This window comes from Pantoea sp. Seng, assembly GCF_009829935.1.
Classification (GTDB): domain Bacteria; phylum Pseudomonadota; class Gammaproteobacteria; order Enterobacterales; family Enterobacteriaceae; genus Pantoea; species Pantoea communis.
In genome coordinates this window covers 179,587-203,102 of the sequence record NZ_SZZV01000009.1, presented here as the reverse complement: position 1 = coordinate 203,102, position 23,516 = coordinate 179,587, and the positions used below count along the sequence as shown (strand labels likewise).

The following is a 23,516-nucleotide window of genomic DNA, read 5'->3' as shown; positions in this document are numbered from 1 at the left end:
GATGAACGATATCGAGAGCCTGACTGAGAAGCATAAAAAAATCCGTAATCCCTGAGAGATTACGGATTTTTGCAGAACTGCCGGATCATTCAACCGATCATTTTTGTCTTAACTGATCGGCATTACGTCATCATGACGGCATTTTCATATCAGCGATTCTGCTGCGGGCGAATGGGAATCAGGTATTCGCAACGGATTTCCGTTGGCGGCTCGCTGCGTTTCTTACCGCCATGCGTGAAGAAACGCTCAATATCCTGGCCCTGACGACGCACCAGACCCAACGTTGGCATACAGGTGCCGTACAGCAGCAGAATGAACTCACCCAGTGCGCTGCGCGCACCGTTATAGGTGAACTGCACGTAATCCCCGGCTTCGAGAATCACATTTTGATTCGACTGCATGCTCAATGCCTGTTGATCGGCAGGCACTGCCGTGGTGTAGAGAATCTCCTGCTCATCATCCTTTTCATGGCTGGCACGTACCTGATGCAGACCGTATAACACCGGTGGCACGGTATCAGTTTCCAGCAGGAACTGTTTCCAGAAATGGATGCGCATTTCGTCACGGTAGCTGGAAATTTGCTCCAGCGTACAGGTGTAACTCTGCGTTTGCCCGACCAGCACCGTTTCCGGCAGCGTGACAAACGTGGCCTCAGGCATGTGGTGATCGTCCAGACGAATCGGCGGGCGAATGCCGAAGGAGTTCCATTCCGATGAGCGACGATACCAGGCGGGCGTTTGATTAAACTGCTTTTTAAACGCACGGGTAAAAGTCTGCTGTGAATCGAAGCGGTATTGTAAAGCGATGTCGAGGATCGGGCGGCTGGTCAGGCGCAAGGCCACAGCGGCTTTCGACAGGCGACGCGCGCGGATGTAAGCGCCGATGGCGTGGCTCGTCACTTCCTTGAACATACGCTGCAGGTGCCACTTGGAATAGCCCGCTTTCAACGCAACATTATCTAATGAAAGGGGTTGATCCAGATGGCTCTCCAGCCAGACAAGCAAATCGCGAATGATACCGGCTTGGTCCATAAAACATCCTCATAACTCTCTGGTGGCGCAACTATGAAGTCGTCGAATAATAGCACGAAATGCACAAAAGCGTGGGGGCGGTTTGTCAATCGGCTGTGCTAAATCAATGCGGGTTACAACCCGTTTAGGTTTGGTTCCGGGTTCGATTGACAGTACATTACAGTCTCATCTATTCGATTGGCAATGGTAACTCAATGACAATAACTCGCTTTCTTATAATCACGCTTGCAACTTGTCTCTTCAGCGCGGGCGTTCAGGCCGAGGAAATCGGCTCGGTAGACACGGTTTTCAAGATGTTTGGCCCCGACCATAAGATTGTGGTGGAAGCCTTCGACGACCCCGACGTAAAAAATGTAACCTGTTATATCAGCCGGGCGAAAACCGGTGGGATCAAGGGCGGATTAGGTCTGGCGGAAGATACTTCCGACGCAGCCATCTCCTGCCAGCAGGTTGGGCCTGTAGAGCTTAGCGATAAAATCGCACAAGGCAAGGCGCAAGGAGAAGTGGTCTTCCAAAAGCGCACTTCATTGGTATTTAAGAAGCTGCAGGTGGTGCGCTTCTATGATCAAAAACGTCATGCGCTGGTTTACCTGAGCTACTCAGATAAAGTGGTGGACGGTTCGCCGAAGAATGCGCTGAGCGCGGTGCCAATCATGCCGTGGCATTGAGGCATAAAAAAACGCCCTGATGGGCGTTTTTCTTTTACTGCAGCAAACTTAATCCTGCAATTCACCACAGAAGCGATACCCTTCGCCATGAATGGTGGCGATGATTTCTGGCGTATCCGGGGTGGATTCGAAATGCTTACGAATGCGGCGGATGGTGACATCCACGGTGCGGTCATGCGGCTTCAGCTCACGGCCCGTCATCTTCTTCAGCAGATCGCCACGGGTTTGAATCTTGCCCGGATTTTCGCAGAAGTGCAGCATCGCGCGGAACTCACTGCGTGGCAGCTTATACTGTTCACCGTTCGGGCTGATCAGTGAGCGGCTGTTAATATCCAGCTCCCAGCCGTTAAAGCGATAGCTTTCAACCGCGCGACGTTCTTCACTTGGCATCGCCAGATTCATGGTGCGCGATAACAGGTTGCGTGCACGAATCGTCAGCTCACGTGGGTTAAACGGTTTAGTGATGTAATCATCGGCGCCAATCTCCAGGCCGAGGATTTTATCTACTTCGTTATCACGACCTGTCAGGAACATCAGCGCAACGTTTGCTTGTTCACGCAATTCGCGTGCCAGCAGCAAACCGTTTTTGCCTGGCAGGTTGATATCCATGATCACCAGATTGACGTCATTTTCCGTCAAAACCTGATGCATCTCGGCGCCGTCGGTGGCTTCATAGACCACGTAACCTTCCGCCTCAAAAATACTTTTGAGGGTGTTACGCGTGACCAGTTCGTCTTCAACGATAAGAATGTGCGGGGTCTGCATGTTTCGCTACCTAAAATTTGCCAACAAATCGAAAACAGGGCGTACGATGGCTGCGTTTACTGTTCATCAAAACAGCGTGCCTTACGCAACCGGTGTACGAAATAATCTTCGGAATACACCATCCATCTATGTCAACTTCAGTGTTAGCTCAGCCAGTCAGGATGAATATTTGCGTGCCCCGTGGGTATCGGACTGGCGCTTATCCTAACCGTATTAACAGCAACCTAACAGCACCAACAACAACCGATAAGCATAAAAACAACGCTTCGTTGACTTATATCAAATGCAAGTGTAGCACGTTAACACTTTTATGAAAAACTTCTCCAGGAATGCCAGCTTAGCTCACAAAAAGCAGCATTTTTGCTACATTTTGGCTGCATAACGGTAAAACTAAAACCTGCAGGAAATAATATTTTAATAATATGAAAAACAATAGCTTTATATTAATTAAGCGTGGAAATTTTAGTTATATCCCACAATATCTTCTCCCCATCGCTTTTATCCTCTTTTAACATCCTTAACATCTTATTTTCTCTTGTCCGTGCGGTTGGTATTTTTGCCACTGCATGCCAACATAGGGCGAGTTGTTAACAGTTCGATGGAAAAATCATGCATTTCCCCCTAATCCTTGTCTCACCCGCCCGTCCGGAAAATATCGGCGCGGCCGCTCGTGCCATGAAAACCATGGGTTTTAGCGAACTGCGTATTGTCGCCAGCGATGCCTGGCAAGACCCGGCTGCGCGTCGTGTTGCGCACGGTGCCGGTGAGATTCTCGATAATGTCAAAACCTATGCCACGCTAAGTGAAGCGCTGGCCGATGTCGATTTCTCGGTCGCCACCACCGCCCGCAGTCGTGCGAAGTTCCGCTACTACGCCACGCCGGCGCAAGTCGAAACCATTCTGCAGGAGAAGCGCCAGTGGCTGAGCCGAATCGCGCTGGTATTTGGTCGTGAGGACAGTGGCTTAACCAATGAAGAGCTGGATCAGGTCGATCTGCTGACCGGCATTCCAATGGCCAATGATTATCCTTCACTCAACCTCGGACAGGCGGTGATGGTGTACTGCTATCAGCTGTCGGCGCTGAATCAGGTCGCGGCAGAAGTGAAAGAAGTGGCGAACGAACACCAGCTTCAGGCGCTGCGCGAGCGCTTCCACCAGCTGCTGGTGAAACTGGAAGTGAGCGACGATGCCAAAATGGCGGACTGGATCGATCAGCGCATTGGCCTACTGGAACAGCGCGATAGCGCCATGCTGCATCGCCTGCTACATGATGTAGAAAAAAAACTTATAGATAAATAATCGGTGAATATCGTTTTTAATAGTGACTGATCGGGAAACAGGGCGATCAGTCGAACGATCCCAATATGATTTACGCGCAGACACCGAACTCTGCGCAGTCGCCTTAAAATGGCGGCTAAGACAAATTCGTTGACTTAACGTGCGCTTTGCTTTACTTCTGGAAGGCAGACGGACAAGACAAAGACAGACAGAAAAAATCTCAATGCGTAATCACAGCCTGAACACCACAATTATTATTACCACCACCATTACCACAGGTAACGGTGCGGGCTGACGCATACAGGAAAAACAAAGAAAAAAGCCCGCACCTAAACAGTGCGGGCTTTTTTTTCGGCAAAAATTCAGGAGAGCTTCAATCATGCGAGTGCTGAAATTCGGCGGAACCTCAGTAGCCAATGCGGAACGTTTTCTCCGCGTGGCAGATATTCTGGAAAGCAACGCGCAACAGGGACAGGTTGCCACCGTGCTCTCTGCCCCAGCGAAAATCACCAATCATCTGGTGGCGATGATTGAGAAAACCATTAGCGGCCAGGACGCACTGACGAATATCAGCGATGCCGAACGGATTTTTGCCGACCTGCTGCAGGGCCTGGCGGAGGCTCAGCCGGGCTTCGATTACGATGGACAGAAAACCCGCATTGAGCTGGAGTTTGCCCAGCTGAAACAGGTGCTGCACGGCATCAGCCTGCTGGGCCAGTGCCCGGATGCGGTGAATGCCGGCATTATCTGTCGTGGTGAGAAGCTCTCTATCGCCATCATGGAAGCGCTGCTGCAGGCGCGCGGCCACAAAGTCACGGTGATCGACCCGGTGGAGAAACTGCTGGCCGTTGGTCACTACCTCGAATCCACCGTGGATATCGCCGAGTCAACCCGTCGCATCGCGGCCAGCCAGATCCCAGCCGATCACATGATCCTGATGGCCGGTTTTACCGCCGGTAACGAGAAGGGCGAACTGGTGGTGCTGGGCCGTAATGGCTCTGACTACTCGGCGGCGGTGCTGGCTGCCTGCTTGCGTGCGGACTGCTGCGAGATCTGGACTGACGTAGACGGTGTTTACACTTGCGATCCACGCCAGGTGCCGGATGCGCGACTGCTGAAGTCGATGTCCTACCAGGAAGCGATGGAGCTGTCTTACTTCGGCGCGAAAGTCCTTCATCCGCGCACCATTGCTCCGATTGCCCAGTTCCAGATTCCTTGTCTGATCAAAAATACCGCCAACCCGCAAGCGCCCGGCACCTTAATCGGTGGGGAAGGCGAGTTGGATGAGAACCCGGTGAAAGGCATCACCAACCTGAATAATATGGCGATGTTTAACGTCTCCGGTCCTGGTATGAAAGGCATGGTCGGCATGGCGGCGCGCGTGTTTGCCGCGATGTCGCGCACCGGCATCTCCGTGGTGCTGATCACCCAATCCTCTTCTGAATACAGCATCAGTTTCTGCGTACCGCAGAGCGAGCAGGCGCGTGCGCGCCGTGTATTGGAAGAAGAGTTCTATCTGGAGCTGAAAGATGGCCTGCTGGATCCACTCGATGTGCTGGAGCAGTTGGCGGTGATTTCCGTGGTCGGCGATGGCATGCGCACCTTGCGCGGCATCTCCGCCAAATTCTTCTCGGCGCTGGCGCGTGCCAACATCAATATCGTGGCGATTGCGCAGGGTTCCTCTGAGCGTTCCATCTCGGTGGTGGTGAGCAATGATGAAGTGACCACTGGCGTGCGCGTGGTGCATCAGATGCTGTTCGCCACCGATCAGGTGATCGAAGTGTTCGTTGTCGGTGTCGGCGGTGTCGGCGCGGCGTTGCTGGAGCAGCTGCATCGTCAGCAGGCGTGGCTGAAAGAGAAGCACATCGATCTGCGCGTGTGCGGTATCGCCAATTCTCGCGCGCTGTTAACCAATGTGCACGGCATCGATCTCAGCGACTGGAAAGGCGCGCTGAGCGAAGCCAAAGAGCCGTTCAATCTCGGTCGTCTGATGCGTCTGGTGAAGGAGTATCACCTGCTGAACCCGGTGATTGTGGACTGTACTTCCAGCCAGGCGGTGGCCGATCAATATGCTGACTTCCTTGCTGAAGGTTTCCATGTGGTGACGCCGAACAAAAAGGCTAATACATCGTCGTGGAATTACTATCAGCAGATGCGTGCGGCCGCGGCGAAATCGCGTCGTAAGTTCCTGTACGACACCAACGTCGGTGCTGGTCTGCCAGTGATCGAAAACCTGCAAAATCTGCTGAATGCCGGTGACGAGCTGATCAAATTCTCCGGTATTCTCTCCGGTTCACTCTCCTTTATCTTCGGGAAACTGGACGAAGGCGTTTCACTGTCTGAAGCCACCAAAATGGCGCGTGAGATGGGCTTCACCGAGCCGGATCCGCGTGACGATCTTTCAGGCACCGATGTGGCGCGTAAACTGCTGATTCTGGCGCGTGAAGCGGGTCATCAACTGGAGCTGAGCGATATTGAGATTGAGCCGCTGCTGCCAGCTGAACTCACCGACATCGCTGACGTTGAGCAGTTTATGGCCCGCCTGCCGGAACTGGATGATGCTTTTGCCGCCCGCGTTGCCAAAGCGCGTGATGAAGGTAAAGTGTTACGCTTCGTCGGCGCCATTGAAGAAGGCGGCGTCTGCAAAGTGAAAATCGATGCGGTGGACGGTAACGATCCGCTGTACAAAGTGAAGAACGGCGAGAACGCGCTGGCGTTTTACAGCCGCTATTATCAGCCGATCCCGCTGGTTCTGCGTGGATACGGCGCGGGGAATGATGTCACAGCGGCCGGCGTGTTTGCCGACTTGCTGCGTACACTGTCGTGGAAGTTGGGAGTTTGATGATGGTAAAAATTTATGCACCGGCCTCAATAGGTAACGTCAGCGTCGGCTTTGATGTGCTGGGCGCGGCGGTTTCGCCGGTGGATGGCACCCTGTTGGGTGACTGCGTATCGGTGGAAGCGGCCGACAGCTTCAGCCTGGTGAACACCGGGCGCTTTGTCAGCAAGCTGCCAACCAATCCGCAAGAGAACATCGTTTATCAGTGCTGGGAACGTTTCTGCCAGGCGATTGGCAAACAGGTTCCGGTGGCAATGACGCTGGAAAAGAACATGCCGATCGGTTCAGGTCTGGGTTCCAGCGCCTGCTCGGTGGTCGCGGGTTTAATGGCGATGAACGAGTTCTGCGGCAAGCCATTGAACGATACCGAGCTGCTGGCCTTGATGGGCGAGCTGGAAGGGCGTATTTCCGGCAGCGTGCACTTTGATAACGTCGCGCCTTGCTTCCTCGGCGGTGTACAGCTGATGATTGAAGAAAACGGTATCATCTCACAGGATGTGCCGTGCTTTGATGACTGGCTGTGGGTGATGGCCTATCCAGGCATTAAAGTCTCAACCGCTGAAGCACGCGCGATTCTGCCTGCGCAGTACCGCAAAGACGATGCCATCAAGCATGGCCGTCTGTTAGCGGGCTTTATTCACGCCTGTCATACCCGCCAGCCGCTGCTGGCGGCTAAACTGATGCAGGATGTGATTGCAGAACCTTACCGCACCAAACTGCTGCCGGGCTTCGCTGAGGCGCGCCAGGCGGCTGCCGACATCGGTGCGTTGGCCTGTGGTATTTCGGGCTCCGGCCCGACACTTTTCGCCGTTTGCAACGAGATGGCAACGGCACAGCGGATGGCAGACTGGCTGAGCCAGCACTATCTGCAGAACGATGAAGGCTTCGTCCATATCTGCCGTCTTGATACGGCTGGCGCACGTAACTTGGGATAACGCATGAAACTCTACAACCTTAAGGATCACAACGAGCAGGTTAGTTTTGCTCAGGCCGTTAAACAGGGCCTCGGCTCGCAGCAAGGGCTGTTCTTCCCGCTCGAACTGCCGGAATTCGAACTGACCGACATCGATGCGATGCTGGAGATGGATTTCGTCAGCCGCAGCAGCAAAATTCTCTCAGCTTATATTGGCGATGAGATTGCCGCGCACCAACTGGCTGAGCGCGTGAAAAACGCCTTTGCCTTCCCCGCGCCGGTGGCGAAAGTCAGTGCAGATGTGGCGTGCCTCGAACTGTTCCACGGCCCCACGCTGGCATTCAAAGACTTCGGCGGCCGTTTCATGGCGCAGATGCTCTCTTATGTGTCAGGCGCTGATGAGCAAATCACCATTCTGACCGCGACCTCCGGTGACACCGGCGCCGCCGTGGCACATGCCTTCTACGGCATGGAAAACGTGCGCGTCGTTATCCTCTATCCGCAGGGCAAAATCAGCCCGCTGCAGGAAAAGCTGTTCTGTACGCTGGGCGGCAACATTGAAACCATCGCGGTGGAAGGCGATTTCGATGCCTGCCAGGCGCTGGTGAAGCAGGCGTTTGATGATGAAGCGCTGAAGAGAGCGATTGGCCTGAACTCGGCTAACTCCATCAACATCAGCCGCTTGCTGGCGCAGATTTGCTATTATTTCGAAGCGGTGGCGCAACTGCCGCAAGAGCAGCGCAATCAGTTGGTGGTCTCCGTGCCAAGCGGTAACTTTGGTGACCTGACCGCTGGCCTGCTGGCGAAATCCCTCGGCTTGCCGATCAAGCGCTTTATCGCTGCCACCAACGCCAACGACACCGTGCCACGTTTCCTGGGCAACGGCGAATGGCTGCCTAATGCGACAGTGGCAACCCTGTCGAACGCCATGGACGTCAGCCAGCCGAACAACTGGCCGCGCGTGGAAGAGCTGTTCCGTCGTAAAACCTGGCGCCTGACCGATCTGGTGTCTGGCGCGGTATCGGATGAGACCACCAAAGCCACCATGCGTGAGCTGGCGGAAATTGGCTACATCTCTGAACCGCACGCGGCGATTGCCTATCGCATGCTGCGCGACAACCTGCAGGAAGGCGAGTTCGGCCTGTTCCTCGGCACCGCGCATCCGGCCAAGTTCAAAGAGAGCGTGGACGAGATTCTGGGTCAGGAATTGCCGCTGCCAAAAGAGCTGGCAGAGCGCGCTGAGCTGCCATTGCTGTCGCATAATATGGCGGCAGACTTCGCTGAACTGCGTAACTTCTTGATGAAGTAATGCAAACAGGCGCGCGACCATGCGCGTTTTGAAGAGTGAGGTCGCCATCATGGCGACCTTTTTTATTTCTGTTCGTGGCGCTTAAACACCAGCTCGTTACCTTTGCTCTCATCAGCCGCAAAGAAGTAGCCATCAACATCAAACTGTTTCAGCTGCTCGGGCTTGCTCAGGCGGTTCTGAATCACATAGCGGCTCATCAGGCCACGCGCTTTCTTGGCGTAAAAACTGATCACTTTAAACTTGCCGTTCTTCTCATCAAGGAACACCGGCTTGATCAACTCACCGTTCAGTTGCTTCGGCTTCACCGCTTTGAAGTACTCATCAGATGCCAGGTTGATCAGCACCTCATCGCCTTGCTCGGCCATCGCTTCATTGAGCTTCTGCGTCAGTAAATCACCCCAGAAACCGTAGAGATCTTTCGCCGCCGGGTTGGCCAGCTTGATGCCCATTTCCAGACGATAAGGCTGCATCAAATCCAGTGGGCGCAGCACGCCGTATAAACCGGACAGCATGCGCAGGTGCTGCTGGGCAAAATCGAAATCTGCATCACTGAACGTCTCAGCCTGCAAACCGGTGTACACGTCACCTTTAAACGCCAGAATTGCCTGACGCGCATTTTCGAGCGTGAAGGGCGGCTGCCACTGGTTGAAGCGATCGGCATTCAGATGTGCCAGTTTGTCGCTGATGCTCATTAGTGAACTGATCTGCGCCGGTGAAAGATCGCGCGCAACATCGATCAGCTGTTGTGATTTTTCTAACAGTGTTGACTGCGTAAAGCGCTGTGTCGCCAGCGGGCTTTCAAAATCCAGTGTCTTCGCTGGCGAGATAACCATCAGCATCGTGTTTGTCCTTGTTGACCCGCTTGTTAACAGGGGATTGATGGGAATTAAGTTGCGACGAGTGTAGCAAAAAAGCTGCACGGATCGGCAAATCGCTCCCATTTGTTAGCGCTATCGTTATGAGGCACTTCGTGATGTTGCGCACTGAATTGTGCGTGATATTATCCCAACAGCCTTTTACACCCTGACAGTCAACCTAAGAGAAAGAGAACCATGACGGACAAACTTACTTCCTTGCGTCAGCTGACTACTGTGGTCGCCGACACCGGTGATATCGCGGCGATGAAGCTTTATCAGCCGCAAGATGCGACCACCAACCCTTCTTTGATCCTCAACGCCGCTCAAATCCCTGAATACCGCAAACTGATTGACGAAGCCATTACCTGGGCACGTCAGCAGAGCAGCAACAAAGAAGAGCAGCTGGCACTGGTTTCTGACAAGCTGGCCGTCAACATTGGTCTGGAAATTCTGAAACTGATCCCAGGCCGTATCTCTACCGAAGTTGACGCACGTCTCTCCTACGACACCGAAGCGAGCATCGCGAAGGCACGTAGCCTGATCAAACTGTACAACGATGCGGGCATCAGCAACGACCGTATCCTGATCAAACTGGCCTCAACCTGGCAGGGCATCCGTGCTGCTGAGCAGCTGGAAAAAGAAGGCATCAACTGTAACCTGACTCTGCTGTTCTCCTTCGCGCAGGCGCGTGCTTGTGCTGAAGCAGGCGTGTTCCTGATCTCGCCATTCGTAGGCCGTATCCTCGACTGGTACAAGCAGAACACCGACAAGAAAGAGTACGCTGCGCATGAAGATCCAGGCGTAGTGTCAGTGGCGGAAATCTACAACTATTACAAACAGCACGGTTATGAAACTGTGGTAATGGGTGCCAGCTTCCGTAACATCGGTGAAATCATCGAACTGGCCGGCTGTGACCGTCTGACCATCTCTCCGGGCCTGCTGAAAGAGCTGGCAGAGAGCGAAGGCGCGGTTGAGCGCAAGCTGAGCTATACCGGTGAAGTCAAAGCGCGCCCTGCGAAAATGACCGAAGCTGAGTTCTTCTGGCAGCACAACCAGGATCCAATGGCCGTGACCAAACTGGCTGAAGGTATCCGCAACTTTGCCATCGATCAGGGCAAACTTGAGAAGATGATCGCCGAACTGCTGTAAGGTGATTTGCCGTGGCGGCACCCGTCGCCACGGTTTTACGCTTTCCCCTCGCTTCCGCTTTGTATTATCCTTTTTGCATTCCCCTTAAATTGCCGCATTGCGGTCAACCACAGCGATAACTTAATGGATACTTTACGTATTGGATTAATTTCCGTTTCCGATCGTGCTGCTATTGGCATTTATCAGGATCAAGGCATTCCGGCGCTGGAAAGCTGGCTCGCCGCCGCGCTGACTACCCCGTTTGAAATCGAAACCCGTTTAGTGCCCGATGAGCAGCCGATGATTGAACAGGCGATCTGCGAACTGGTCGATGAACTGTTCTGCAATCTGGTGTTGACCACCGGCGGAACCGGTCCTGCACGCCGCGATGTGACGCCCGATGCCACTTTAGCGGTCGCCGATCGTGAGATGCCGGGTTTTGGCGAACAGATGCGCCAAATCAGCCTGCAGTTTGTGCCGACTGCGATCCTTTCGCGTCAGGTGGGCGTGATACGTAAACAGTCGCTGATCCTCAATCTGCCGGGCCAGCCCAAATCCATCAAAGAGACGCTGGAAGGGCTGAAAGCAGAAGATGGTGCAGTGAAAGTGCCAGGCATTTTTGCCGCCGTACCTTATTGTTTACAGTTACTGGAAGGGCCCTATGTGGAAACCGATCCCGAGGTGGTAGCAGCATTTCGCCCTAAAAGTGCAAGGCGTGAGACAAACGTCTGAAAATCGCCGTTTTCAGGCATAAAATCCAGCGGTGCTGGTGTGGCGAAATATTGACGGTATAGTAACTCCAGCTTTACAACCACACTGACTTTGCTTCTGGATACCGCACGACTATGGATGCACACACATTGCGCCGTCTCAACGGCCAGGATTATAAAACCCTGTCGCTGGCCGCCCTCGGCGGGGCGCTGGAATTCTACGACTTCATCATCTTCGTTTTCTTCGCCGCCGTAATTGGCGAGCTATTTTTCCCGCCGGATATCCCAGAGTGGTTGCGTCAGGTGCAGACCTTCGCGATTTTCGCCGCCGGTTATCTGGCGCGCCCTCTGGGCGGCATCATCATGGCGCACTTTGGTGACAAAGTTGGGCGCAAGAAGATGTTTAGTCTGAGCATTCTGTTAATGGCGTTACCCACGCTGGCAATGGGCGCACTGCCGACTTATGCCAGTATTGGCATCGCAGCGCCGATTTTGATGCTGCTGATGCGCGTGCTGCAGGGCGCCGCGATTGGTGGTGAAGTGCCGGGTGCGTGGGTCTTCGTGGCTGAACATGTGCCGGAAAAACGCATCGGTTTTGCCTGTGGCACGCTGACAGCAGGTTTAACGGCGGGGATTTTGCTGGGTTCGCTGGTGGCGACGGTGCTGAACACCACGCTTTCACCGGCTGCGATTCGCGATCACGGCTGGCGCATTCCGTTCTTCCTCGGTGGCCTGTTTGGTTTGCTGGCAATGTATCTGCGCCGTTGGTTACATGAAACGCCGGTGTTTAAACAGATGCAGGAGCGTAAAGCATTATCCGAGAAACTCCCGCTGCAAACCATTCTGACCAGCCATAAGCGCGGGGTTGTGGTGTCGATGTTGGTCACCTGGCTGCTTTCGGCCTGCATTGTGGTGGTGATCCTGATGGCACCCACGTTAATGCAGAAGCAGCATGCGATTCCCGCAGCGTTAAGTCTGCAGGCGAATAGCGTTGCTACCATCATGTTGCTGATCGGCTGCGTCGTCGCTGGCTGGCTGGTGGATCGCTTCGGCGCGGCATTAACGCTGATGGGCGGTTCGTTGCTGTTGGCCATCTTCAGCTGGAACTTCTTCCATCAAATGGATGGTTCGCCTGAGATGCTGTTCGTCTGGTACGGCCTGGCGGGATTGAGCGTGGGCGTGGTGGGTGTGGTGCCCTTTGTAATGGTCAAAGCGTTCCCGGCGGCGGTGCGTTTCACCGGCATCTCCTTCTCATACAATGTGGCCTATGCGATTTTTGGCGGTCTGACACCGATTAGCGTGACGCTGATGATGCAACTCACGCCGATGGCGCCGGCCTGGTATGTGCTGGCGTTGGCGCTGATTGGCTTGCTGGTTGGCCTGTGGCTGCAGAGCGAAAAACAGCGATCGACGCTGCTCAATCAGGTGAATGTCTAACCTAAGGCGCGTAAGCGCCTTTTTCTTTTCCGCATTTTTTTAAAATTATTTTAGTTTTAACCCTTGATGCGCTCTGAAGCGGCCCCATTTAGTTGTCATCGAGTGATGTCAGGCAGCAAAAAAAGGCTGTCACAGCAGTTGAAAAGGGTCAGTTTGACCGCACATCTGCTAACAACGCTAATTGACAAAGAATTTAAGTGGGAGACGTTTAGATGGGTAAGATTATTGGTATTGACTTGGGTACAACCAACTCATGTGTTGCGGTTATGGATGGTGGTAAAGCACGTGTGCTTGAAAACGCCGAAGGCGATCGCACCACACCGTCAATCATTGCATATACACAAGATGGCGAAACTCTGGTCGGTCAGCCGGCTAAACGTCAGGCGGTGACTAACCCGCAGAACACCCTGTTCGCGATCAAGCGCCTGATTGGCCGTCGTTTCCAGGACGAAGAAGTGCAGCGTGATATTAAAATCATGCCTTACAAAATCATCGGTTCTGATAACGGTGACGCATGGTTGAACGTGAAAGACCAGAAAATGGCACCACCGCAGATCTCTGCTGAAGTGCTGAAAAAGATGAAGAAAACCGCGGAAGATTTCCTCGGTGAAGCGGTAACCGAAGCGGTTATCACTGTTCCAGCTTACTTCAACGATGCACAGCGTCAGGCAACCAAAGATGCCGGCCGTATCGCGGGTCTGGACGTAAAACGTATCATCAACGAACCTACCGCAGCCGCACTGGCTTACGGTCTGGATAAAGGTCAGGGCAACCGTACTATCGCGGTATATGACCTGGGTGGTGGTACTTTCGATATCTCTATCATCGAAATCGATGAAGTTGATGGCGAGAAAACCTTCGAAGTACTGGCGACCAACGGTGATACTCACCTCGGTGGTGAAGACTTCGACAGCCGTCTGATCAACTACTTAGTCGCGGAATTCAAGAAAGATCAGGGCATCGATCTGCATAACGATCCGCTGGCGATGCAGCGTCTGAAAGAAGCGGCTGAAAAAGCGAAGATTGAACTGTCTTCAGCGCAGCAGACCGACGTTAACCTGCCGTACATCACTGCAGATGCAACCGGTCCTAAGCACCTGAACATCAAAGTGACCCGTGCGAAGCTGGAATCACTGGTTGAAGATCTGGTGACCCGTTCTATCGAGCCACTGAAAGTTGCTCTGCAGGACGCTGGTCTGTCTGTTTCTGATATCAACGACGTAATCCTCGTTGGTGGCCAGACGCGTATGCCAATGGTTCAGGCCAAAGTCACTGAGTTCTTTGGTAAAGAGCCACGTAAAGACGTGAACCCGGATGAAGCCGTTGCTGTAGGTGCTGCGGTTCAGGGTGGTGTGTTGGCCGGTGAAGTGAAAGACGTTCTGCTGCTGGACGTAACCCCGCTGTCGCTGGGTATCGAAACCATGGGTGGCGTGATGACTTCGCTGATCAGCAAGAACACCACCATCCCAACTAAGCACAGCCAGGTGTTCTCGACGGCTGAAGATAACCAGTCTGCCGTGACCATTCACGTGCTGCAGGGTGAGCGTAAGCGTTCAGGTGATAACAAGTCACTGGGCCAGTTCAACCTCGACGGTATTCAGGCTGCACCGCGCGGTATGCCGCAGATCGAAGTGACCTTCGATATCGATGCCGATGGTATCCTGCACGTGTCTGCGAAAGACAAAAACAGCGGTAAAGAGCAGAAGATCACCATCAAAGCTTCTTCAGGTCTGAACGAAGAAGAGATCGAAAAAATGGTGCGTGACGCAGAAGCGAATGCCGAGTCTGACCGTAAGTTCGAAGAGCTGGTGCAGACGCGCAACCAGGGTGACCAGATTGCGCATAGCACCCGTAAGCAGTTGGACGAAGCCGGTGACAAACTGTCTGCTGAAGACAAAGCACCGATCGAGTCTGCGCTGACCGAGCTGAACACCGCGCTGAAAGGCGAAGATAAAGCAGAAATCGAAGCCAAAATGCAGGCATTGATGGAAGTCTCAAGCAAACTGATGGAACTGGCGCAGCAGCAAGGCCAGGCGGGCGCAGCAGATGCTGGCGACGCTTCAGCGAAGAAAGATGACGATGTTGTCGACGCTGAATTCGAAGAAGTTAAAGATAAAAAATAATTGCCCCTGACCGGGCGCGACGGCTGGCCTGACAGCCGTTGAAACCAGCACGGGCGTAGGAGATCTCTCCACGCCCGTGCGATCATGTTAAGGGCAGAACAAAATGGCTAAGAGTGATTTTTACGAGATCTTAGGCGTCTCTAAATCCGCAGATGAGCGTGAAATCAAAAAGGCTTACAAGCGCCTGGCGATGAAATACCATCCGGACCGTAACCCGGACAATAAAGAAGCCGAAGCTAAGTTTAAAGAGATTAAAGAAGCCTACGAAGTCCTGACCGATGCGCAGAAGCGTGCGGCCTATGACCAGTACGGCCATGCAGCCTTTGAACAGGGTGGCATGGGCGGTGGTGGATTCGGTGGCGGCGGCTTTGGCGGCGGCGGTGCTGACTTCAGCGATATCTTTGGCGACGTATTTGGCGATATTTTTGGTGGTGGACGCCGTCAGCGTGCTGCCCGTGGCGCCGATTTACGCTACAACATGGAGCTGTCGCTGGAAGAAGCGGTACGCGGCGTGACGAAAGAGATCCGCATTCCTACCCTGGAAGAGTGTGATGTCTGCCACGGCAGCGGGGCTAAAGCGGGTACGCAGCCACAGACCTGTTCAACCTGTCATGGTGCGGGTCAGGTGCAGATGCGCCAGGGCTTCTTCACCGTACAGCAGGCGTGTCCGACCTGTCACGGTCGTGGTTCGGTGATCAAAGATCCGTGCAATGCCTGTCATGGACATGGTCGCGTTGAACGCCAGAAAACCTTGTCGGTGAAAATCCCGGCAGGCGTGGATACCGGCGATCGCATTCGTCTGAGTGGCGAAGGTGAAGCGGGTGAGCATGGTGCACCAGCAGGCGATCTGTACGTTCAGGTCTCGGTGAAGAAACACCCGATCTTCGAGCGTGAAGATAACAATCTGTACTGTGAAGTGCCGATCAACTTCGCGATGGCGGCATTGGGTGGCGAGATCGAAGTGCCTACTCTTGATGGTCGTGTGAAGCTGAAAGTGCCGTCTGAAACGCAAACCGGCAAGTTGTTCCGCATGCGCGGTAAAGGTGTGAAGTCGGTTCGTGGCGGAGCCGTTGGCGATTTGCTGTGCCGTGTGGTGGTGGAAACGCCAGTTAGCCTCAACGACAAACAGAAAGCGTTATTGCGTGAGCTGGAAGAGAGCTTTGGCGGCCCAACGGGTGAGAAAAACAGCCCGCGCTCTAAAAGCTTCTTCGATGGTGTGAAAAAGTTCTTTGACGATCTGACCCGCTAATCGGGTAAGTGGTTCACAATGAAGCGGAGAGGCGACTCTCCGCTTTTTTTATGGCTGTGATTTAATAGATCGTTATTACCGATCTATAAACGAGACATAAGCTGCTTTTAACGAGGTATTTACGCCGCTAAACTAGCCGCTAAAAATTGTCCTGCTCAGGAGGAGTTGTGAACAAACCCCGTAGTATTCGAAGCTTACTGAAGAGCTTTATCGCGAGCGATGCCAGCAACGGCATCGTGCTGATTCTTGCCGCTGTTGCGGCAATGATCCTCGCCAACAGTGCAGAAACCGCGCAAGGTTATCAATCGTTCCTCGCTGAGCCGGTGCAAATTCGTTTTGGCGCACTGGATATCAGCAAAAACCTGTTGCTGTGGATCAACGATGCGTTGATGGCGTTGTTCTTCTTGTTAATCGGCCTTGAAGTGAAGCGTGAGCTGATGATTGGTGAATTAGCCAGTCGCGACCGTGCCATCTTCCCGGTGATTGCAGCGCTCGGTGGTATGGTGGTTCCCGGGCTGATCTTCTTTGGTTTCAATCATGCTGATGAAATCGCTCGCAACGGCTGGGCGATCCCAACTGCCACTGACATTGCCTTTGCTTTAGGTGTGCTGGCACTGCTCGGCAGCCGCGTACCTGCCGCACTGAAAGTGTTCCTGATGGCACTGGCGATTATTGATGATCTCGGCGCTATCGTGATCATCGCGTTGTTCTATACCAGCGATCTCTCGGTGCTGTCGCTGAGCGTCGCAGCTGGCGCTATCGTATTGCTGGCGATATTGAACCGCTGCGGAGTGCGTAACATTGCGATTTACATGCTGGTGGGCGTGGTGCTGTGGACCGCTGTGCTTAAATCCGGCGTGCATGCCACGCTGGCAGGGGTGATCGTGGGCTTCTTCGTGCCGCTGGAAGAGAAGGATGGCCATTCGCCTGCAGAACATTTGGCACACGGTTTGATGCCCTGGGTGAACTGGCTGATTCTGCCGCTGTTCGCTTTCGCTAACGCCGGTATCTCTTTAAGTGGCATTACCTTTGGCGAGGTGCTGTCACCGGAGCCACTGGGCATTATCCTCGGCCTGTTGATCGGTAAACCGCTGGGCATTACGTTGTTCTGCTGGCTGGCAGTGAAGTGGCGACTGGCGGTGTTGCCGAACGGCACCGCAATACGCGATATCATGGCGATCGGTGTACTGTGTGGTATTGGCTTCACCATGTCGATCTTCATTAGTTCACTGGCCTTTGACGCCGCACATGAGCAGTTGGTGACCTTCTCGAAACTCGGTATCCTCAGTGGCTCGCTGCTGTCGGCAGTAATTGGTTACACGCTGCTGCGTATCAAACTGCGATAAACAGGGAAGGAGGCGTAAGCCTCCTTTTTTTATAATGAATCAGCTCAATTTCAATCATCTCTATTATTTCTGACAGGTGTGCAAAACCGGCTCCGTGGTACGCGCCGCTGATGTCCTGTGCCTGACGCCCCAAACGGTGACGGGTCAGATTAAAGCACTGGAAGAGCAATTGGGTGGCGCGCTGTTTCGTCGCCAGGGACGGGGTTTAGTGCCTAATGAACTCGGACAACTGGTGTTTCGCTACGCCGATCGCATGTTCATGCTCAGCCAGGAGATGCTGGATATCGTTAACTATCGCAAAGAGTCGCATCTGTTGTTCGACGTGGGGGTGGCGGATGCATTATCGAAGCCACTGGTGAGCAAAGTGCTGGAAGCGGCCGTGGTGTCGGAGGAGAAAATTCATCTGCGCTGTTTCGAGTCAACGCACGAGATGTTGCTGGAGCAACTGAGCCAGCACAAGCTCGACATGATTGTCTCGGATTGCCCAATCGACTCCACTCAGCAGGAAGGTTTGTTCTCAGTGAAACTCGGCGAATGCCCAGTCAGTTTCTGGTGCAATGCACCGCTGCCCGATCGTCCTTTCCCGGCATGTTTAGAGCAGCGTCGCCTGCTCATTCCCGGGCGTCGCTCGATGCTCGGCCGCAAGTTGCTGAACTGGATTCACAGCCAGGGGTTGCAGGTGGATATTCTGGGCGAGTTTGATGATGCGGCTTTGATGAAGGCCTTTGGTGCGCAGAACAATGCGATTTTTGTCGCGCCGACACTCTATGGCGCTGAGATCTATCGCGATGATACGATCCGTGAAATAGGGCGTCTGGAGGCGGTGATGGAGGAGTATCACGTGATTTTTGCCGAGCGTATGATTCAACATCCGGCGGTGCAGCGCATCTGCAATCGTGATTTCAGCGCACTCTTTAATGCTAAATCGCAGGCATAAAAAAACCGGCTAAGCGCCGGTTCTTTCGACAAAGCGATAACCTAACAGGCGATTAAGCCAGTTTGGTGATCTGTGCAGCCAGGTTTGCTTTATGGCGTGCAGCTTTGTTTTTGTGGATCAGACCTTTAGCAGCCTGACGGTCCACGATTGGTTGCATTTCGTTGAATGCGTTCTGCGCAGCAGCTTTGTCGCCTGTTGCGATAGCCGCGTATACTTTCTTGATGAAAGTACGCATCATTGAACGGTTGCTTGCGTTATGCTTGCGACGTTTCTCAGATGTTACGGCGCGTTTCTTAGCTGATTTGATATTAGCCAAGGTCCAACTCCCAAATGTGATCTATATGGACAAATCAAAGGCCGAGGACTATGCCTTTTGCGCCTTCTTTTGTCAATGGATTTGTGCAAATAAGCGTCGTTTTAGCAACGGCGCTTGATTACGTAATTGATGGCGCAGGATTCTACCAGCAACACGTCGCTGAATACAGTATTTCGCATTAAAAATCTTCATTACCTGCCTGAGCAATGGGTTGCGTGCGCATTAAGCCGCACCATACGCAGGAAAGGCACGCAGACGGGTTAACCTGAAGGCCATTCAAGGGTATAATCCGCCGATTTCCACCGGTTTGAGTCAGCCATGAAGTTTATCCGCGGTATTTATAATCTGAAAGAGCAGCATCGCGGCTGCGTCCTGACCATTGGCAATTTTGACGGCGTACATCGCGGCCACCAGGCATTGATGGCGGAGTTGATTGCTGAAGGACGTCAACGCAATCTGCCGGTGGTGGTGATGCTGTTTGAACCGCAACCACTTGAATTGTTTGCCGGTAACAAAGCCCCGGCACGCCTGACTCGTTTGCGCGAGAAGCTGAAGTATCTCGAGCTGGCGGGTGTTGATGCGGTGCTCTGCGTCCGCTTTGATCGCCGTTTTGCGGCGCACTCCGCACAAAGTTTTATCGCTGAACTGCTGGTCGATAAACTCAACGTGAAGTTTCTCGCAGTGGGTGATGATTTCCGCTTTGGCGCTGGTCGCCAGGGAGATTTCCTGTTATTACAGAAAGCCGGTGTCGAGTATGGCTTCGACGTCATCAGCACCCAGACCTATTGTGATGGCGGTGCGCGTATCAGTAGCACGGCGGTACGTCAGGCACTGGCACAGGATGATTTTGCGCAGGCGGAAGCGCTGCTGGGCCATCCATTCAGCATTTCAGGGCGCGTGGTGCACGGTGATGCACTGGGGCGCACCATTGGTTTCCCCACCGCTAACATTCCATTGCGCCGCACAGTAACGCCGGTGAAAGGGGTGTTTGCGGTAGAAGTGTTAGGCCTGGGCGACAAGCCCATCGCTGGCGTGGCCAACATTGGCACACGTCCGACGGTAAAAGGTCTGCGTCAGCAGCTTGAAGTTCACCTGCTTGACACACATATGAATCTTTATGGCCACCACATTGAGGTGGTGCTGAAACAGAAGATTCGCGACGAACAGCGTTTCGCTTCGCTGGACGCGATGAAAGAACAAATTGCGAAAGATGTGGTGACGGCCCGCCAATTTTTTGGGCTTAACGCACCGGCTTAATGACCGAAATACGGAACCGAGAATCTGATGAGTGACTATAAATCTACCCTGAATTTGCCGGAAACGGGGTTCCCGATGCGTGGCGATCTGGCCAAACGCGAACCGGGAATGCTGCAACGTTGGACTGATGACAACCTGTACGGCATCATCCGCGAAGCCAAAAAAGGGAAAAAAACCTTTATTTTGCATGATGGCCCTCCTTACGCGAACGGCAGCATTCATATTGGTCACTCCGTTAACAAGATTCTGAAAGACATTATCGTTAAGTCGAAAGGCATGGCGGGCTATGACTCGCCGTATGTGCCGGGTTGGGACTGCCATGGTTTGCCTATCGAGCACAAAGTTGAGCAGATGATCGGTAAGCCAGGCGAGAAAGTCTCCGCCGCGGAATTCCGTGCCGCCTGCCGCAACTACGCTGCTGAACAGGTTGAAGGCCAGAAGAAAGACTTCATCCGTCTCGGCGTGCTGGGCGACTGGGATCGTCCCTACCTGACCATGGACTTCAAAACCGAAGCCAACATCATTCGTGCGCTGAGTAAAATCATTGGCAACGGCCACCTGCACAAAGGCGCCAAGCCGGTGCACTGGTGCATGGATTGCCGCTCGGCGCTGGCTGAAGCAGAAGTCGAGTACTACGACAAAACTTCCCCATCTATCGACGTGATGTTTAACGCCGTTGATGCCGATGCGGTACGCGCGAAGTTTGGCGTTGCAGCCTCTGAAGGCCCGGTTTCTCTGGTGATCTGGACCACTACCCCGTGGACCATGCCGGCCAACCGCGGTATCTCACTGCATCCTGAGTTCGAATACCAGTTGCTGCAAATCGAAGGCCGCAGCTTGATCCTCGCCAAAGAGATGGTTGAGGGTGTGATGAAGCGCGCGGGCATCACTGAGTGGAAAGTACTGGGCGAATGCAACGGTGCGGCACTTGAGTTGCAGCTGTTCCAGCACCCGTTCCTTGAGCAGATCCAATCCAAAGTCGTATTGGGCGAGCACGTTACGCTGGAAGCGGGTACCGGTGCAGTGCATACCGCACCTGGCCACGGCCCAGATGACTATGTGATCGGCCAGAAATACGGTCTGGAAACCGCTAACCCGGTCGGCCCGGATGGCGCGTACCTGCCAGGCACCTATCCTACGCTGGATGGTGTAAACGTGTTTAAAGCCAACGACATGATCGTTGAGCTGCTGAAAGAGAAAGGCGCGCTGCTGCACGTAGAGAAACTGCTGCACAGCTATCCACACTGCTGGCGTCACAAAACCCCGATTATCTTCCGTGCCACCCCGCAGTGGTTCATCAGCATGGATCAGAAGGGCCTGCGTGCGCAGTCGCTGAAAGAGATTAAAGGCGTGCAGTGGATCCCAGACTGGGGCCAGGCGCGTATCGAAGCGATGGTGGCGAACCGTCCAGATTGGTGTATCTCGCGTCAGCGTACGTGGGGCGTGCCAATGGCGCTATTCGTACATAAAGAGACCGAGCAGCTGCACCCGGATACACTGGAGCTGATGGAAAAAGTCGCGAAGTGCGTAGAGCAGGATGGCATTCAGGCATGGTGGGATCTCGATCCGCGCGATCTGATGGGCGATGACGCTGATCACTATGTCAAAGTGCCAGATACGCTGGATGTGTGGTTCGATTCAGGATCAACCAGCTACTCTGTGGTCGATGCGCGCCCAGAATTTGGCGGCCATGCGCCGGATATGTATCTGGAAGGTTCAGATCAGCATCGTGGCTGGTTCATGTCTTCGCTGATGATCTCGACGGCGATGAAAGGCAAAGCGCCTTACCGTCAGGTACTGACGCACGGTTTCACCGTGGACGGTCAGGGCCGCAAAATGTCGAAATCCATCGGTAACACCGTGGCTCCGCAGGATGTGATGGACAAACTGGGTGCGGATATCTTGCGTCTGTGGGTCGCCTCAACGGATTACTCCGGTGAAATGGCGGTGTCCGACGAAATCCTGAAGCGTGCAGCGGACAGCTATCGTCGTATCCGTAACACCGCGCGTTTCCTGCTGGCTAACCTCGCGGGCTTCAACCCGGCGACAGATTGCGTAAAACCCGAAGAGATGGTGGTGGTAGATCGCTGGGCGGTTGGCCGTGCGCTGGCTGCACAGCAGGACATCGTCCAGTCTTACGAGAACTACGATTTCCATGAAGTGGTGCAGCGTCTGATGCACTTCTGCTCCATCGAAATGGGCTCGTTCTATCTTGATGTGATTAAAGATCGTCAGTACACCGCGAAAGGTGACAGCCTGGCGCGTCGCAGTTGCCAGACCGCGCTGTGGCACATTGTTGAAGCGCTGGTGCGCTGGATGGCGCCAATCATGTCCTTCACTGCTGATGAAATCTGGGGCTACCTGCCGGGTGAACGTGCTAAATACGTATTCACCGAAGAGTGGTATGAAGGCTTGTTTGGTCTGGCGGATAACGAAGCACTGAACGACGCTTATTGGGATGAGCTACTGAAAGTGCGCGGTGAAGTCAACAAAGTGATCGAGCAGGCGCGCAGCGATAAACGTATCGGTGGCGCACTGGAAGCCACAGTAACGCTTTACGCGGATGCTGAACTGGCCGCTAAACTGCAGGCGCTGGGCGATGAGTTGCGTTTTGTCCTGCTGACTTCCGGCGCGACGGTGGCGGATTACGCCACTGCCAGCGATGAAGCGCAGCAGAGCGAAGTACTGAAAGGTCTGAAAATCGCACTGCACAAAGCAGAAGGCGAGAAATGTCCGCGTTGCTGGCATTACACTACTGACGTTGGCCAGAATCCGGAGCATGCTGCGGTCTGTGGACGTTGTTACACCAACGTAGCCGGCAACGGTGAAGTGCGGAAATTTGCCTGATGAGTAAACTCTGCTCTACCGGATTGCGCTGGTTGTGGCTGGTGCTGGTGGTGATCGTGGTCGATTTCGCCAGCAAGCAGTGGATCATGAACAACATGATGCTGCATGAAACTCAGCCGCTGATACCGTTCCTGAATCTGTTCTACGCGCACAACTATGGCGCGGCGTTCAGCTTCCTGGCAGATAAAGGTGGCTGGCAGCGTTGGTTCTTTGCCGGCATCGCGATTGCGATTGTGGTCGCGCTGGTGGTGATGATGTATCGCAACCGTGCAAGTCACAAATTAACCAATATTGCCTACGCGCTGATTATCGGCGGGGCGTTGGGTAACCTGTTTGACCGTGCATATCACGGCTTCGTGGTGGATTTCATCGACTTCTACGTTGGTGACTGGCATTTCGCCACCTTCAACATCGCTGACTGCGGCATCTGTATTGGTGCGGCGTTGGTGGTGCTGGAAGGATTCCTCACGCCGAAAGACAAACAGGTCAAAGAGAAAGGGTAACAA

The 23,516-nt window shown here is 53.8% G+C and carries 20 protein-coding genes and 1 other annotated feature; of the genes, 16 read left to right on the top strand and 4 right to left on the bottom strand.

Annotated elements, in window-relative coordinates; all coding sequences use genetic code 11:
- Positions 1–149 precede the first annotated feature (149 nt).
- On the bottom strand, positions 150–1,031 hold the full coding sequence (robA, locus tag FD737_RS11840) for an MDR efflux pump AcrAB transcriptional activator RobA (protein ID WP_034826193.1): 882 nt from the start codon (positions 1,029–1,031) through the stop codon (positions 150–152).
- Positions 1,032–1,225: 194 nt separating this feature from the next.
- Here robA and creA point away from each other — a divergent pair, with 194 nt between their 5' ends.
- Positions 1,226–1,699: a protein CreA gene (gene creA / locus FD737_RS11835; RefSeq protein ID WP_034826184.1), complete on the top strand. Its 474-nt coding sequence runs from the start codon at positions 1,226–1,228 to the stop codon at positions 1,697–1,699.
- Between the two features lie 48 nt (positions 1,700–1,747).
- Here the strand turns inward: creA and arcA are convergent, their stop codons facing one another.
- On the bottom strand, positions 1,748–2,464 hold the full coding sequence (arcA, locus tag FD737_RS11830) for a two-component system response regulator ArcA (RefSeq protein ID WP_034826183.1): 717 nt from the start codon (positions 2,462–2,464) through the stop codon (positions 1,748–1,750).
- A 609-nt stretch (positions 2,465–3,073) separates the two neighbouring features.
- Here arcA and FD737_RS11825 point away from each other — a divergent pair.
- From FD737_RS11825 to thrC, 5 genes are all read left to right on the top strand, one after another.
- The gene (locus FD737_RS11825) at positions 3,074–3,763 is read left to right on the top strand and encodes a tRNA/rRNA methyltransferase (RefSeq protein ID WP_038649173.1); all 690 of its coding nucleotides are present in this window, start codon (positions 3,074–3,076) and stop codon (positions 3,761–3,763) included.
- Between the two features lie 202 nt (positions 3,764–3,965).
- A complete protein-coding gene (gene thrL / locus FD737_RS23700; protein ID WP_128601299.1) occupies positions 3,966–4,037 on the top strand; it encodes a thr operon leader peptide in 72 nt (23 codons plus the stop codon).
- Positions 3,973–4,095 (top strand) — a sequence feature (Thr leader region). Its footprint overlaps the gene before it by 65 nt.
- A gap of 26 nt (positions 4,096–4,121) precedes the next feature.
- The gene (gene thrA, locus FD737_RS11815) at positions 4,122–6,584 is read left to right on the top strand and encodes a bifunctional aspartate kinase/homoserine dehydrogenase I (protein WP_097118309.1); all 2,463 of its coding nucleotides are present in this window, start codon (positions 4,122–4,124) and stop codon (positions 6,582–6,584) included.
- 2 nt (positions 6,585–6,586) lie between these two features.
- Positions 6,587–7,516 (top strand): homoserine kinase, encoded by a 930-nt coding sequence (gene thrB / locus FD737_RS11810; protein WP_097118408.1) that lies wholly within the window; start codon positions 6,587–6,589, stop codon positions 7,514–7,516.
- Between the two features lie 3 nt (positions 7,517–7,519).
- Positions 7,520–8,803: a threonine synthase gene (thrC, locus tag FD737_RS11805; protein ID WP_160833568.1), complete on the top strand. Its 1,284-nt coding sequence runs from the start codon at positions 7,520–7,522 to the stop codon at positions 8,801–8,803.
- 62 nt (positions 8,804–8,865) lie between these two features.
- Here thrC and yaaA read toward each other — a convergent pair whose 3' ends face one another.
- On the bottom strand, positions 8,866–9,642 hold the full coding sequence (gene yaaA, locus FD737_RS11800) for a peroxide stress protein YaaA (protein WP_058959371.1): 777 nt from the start codon (positions 9,640–9,642) through the stop codon (positions 8,866–8,868).
- Between the two features lie 213 nt (positions 9,643–9,855).
- Between yaaA and tal the strand changes: the two genes are divergently transcribed.
- The 7 genes from tal to nhaR all read left to right on the top strand — a co-directional run bounded on the left by tal (position 9,856) and on the right by nhaR (position 18,590).
- The gene (tal, locus tag FD737_RS11795; protein ID WP_034826122.1) at positions 9,856–10,809 is read left to right on the top strand and encodes a transaldolase; all 954 of its coding nucleotides are present in this window, start codon (positions 9,856–9,858) and stop codon (positions 10,807–10,809) included.
- Between the two features lie 123 nt (positions 10,810–10,932).
- Positions 10,933–11,520: a molybdopterin adenylyltransferase gene (gene mog / locus FD737_RS11790; RefSeq protein WP_160833567.1), complete on the top strand. Its 588-nt coding sequence runs from the start codon at positions 10,933–10,935 to the stop codon at positions 11,518–11,520.
- 113 nt (positions 11,521–11,633) lie between these two features.
- Positions 11,634–12,935: an MFS transporter gene (locus FD737_RS11785; protein ID WP_160833566.1), complete on the top strand. Its 1,302-nt coding sequence runs from the start codon at positions 11,634–11,636 to the stop codon at positions 12,933–12,935.
- 212 nt (positions 12,936–13,147) lie between these two features.
- A complete protein-coding gene (dnaK, locus tag FD737_RS11780; RefSeq protein WP_097118312.1) occupies positions 13,148–15,058 on the top strand; it encodes a molecular chaperone DnaK in 1,911 nt (636 codons plus the stop codon).
- Between the two features lie 103 nt (positions 15,059–15,161).
- Entirely contained in the window at positions 15,162–16,307 is a 1,146-nt protein-coding gene (dnaJ, locus tag FD737_RS11775) for a molecular chaperone DnaJ (protein WP_034826114.1), read from the top strand.
- A 167-nt stretch (positions 16,308–16,474) separates the two neighbouring features.
- Positions 16,475–17,653: a Na+/H+ antiporter NhaA gene (gene nhaA, locus FD737_RS11770; protein WP_160833565.1), complete on the top strand. Its 1,179-nt coding sequence runs from the start codon at positions 16,475–16,477 to the stop codon at positions 17,651–17,653.
- Positions 17,654–17,729: 76 nt separating this feature from the next.
- On the top strand, positions 17,730–18,590 hold the full coding sequence (gene nhaR, locus FD737_RS11765; RefSeq protein ID WP_370523066.1) for a transcriptional activator NhaR: 861 nt from the start codon (positions 17,730–17,732) through the stop codon (positions 18,588–18,590).
- A gap of 52 nt (positions 18,591–18,642) precedes the next feature.
- Here nhaR and rpsT read toward each other — a convergent pair whose 3' ends face one another.
- The gene (gene rpsT / locus FD737_RS11760) at positions 18,643–18,906 is read right to left on the bottom strand and encodes a 30S ribosomal protein S20 (RefSeq protein WP_034826107.1); all 264 of its coding nucleotides are present in this window, start codon (positions 18,904–18,906) and stop codon (positions 18,643–18,645) included.
- 318 nt (positions 18,907–19,224) lie between these two features.
- Here rpsT and ribF point away from each other — a divergent pair, with 318 nt between their 5' ends.
- The 3 genes from ribF to lspA are packed head-to-tail and all read left to right on the top strand — an operon-like array spanning position 19,225 to position 23,513.
- Positions 19,225–20,163, top strand: coding sequence for a bifunctional riboflavin kinase/FAD synthetase (ribF, locus tag FD737_RS11755; RefSeq protein ID WP_160833564.1), 939 nt, complete (start codon positions 19,225–19,227; stop codon positions 20,161–20,163).
- 27 nt (positions 20,164–20,190) lie between these two features.
- On the top strand, positions 20,191–23,010 hold the full coding sequence (gene ileS, locus FD737_RS11750; RefSeq protein WP_097118314.1) for an isoleucine--tRNA ligase: 2,820 nt from the start codon (positions 20,191–20,193) through the stop codon (positions 23,008–23,010).
- Positions 23,010–23,513 carry a signal peptidase II gene (lspA, locus tag FD737_RS11745; RefSeq protein ID WP_058959362.1) on the top strand — a complete coding sequence of 168 codons (504 nt, stop codon included), beginning with the start codon at positions 23,010–23,012 and terminating at the stop codon, positions 23,511–23,513. The genes ileS and lspA overlap by 1 nt, the downstream gene beginning before the upstream one ends.
- The last annotated feature ends 3 nt before the right edge of the window (positions 23,514–23,516 follow it).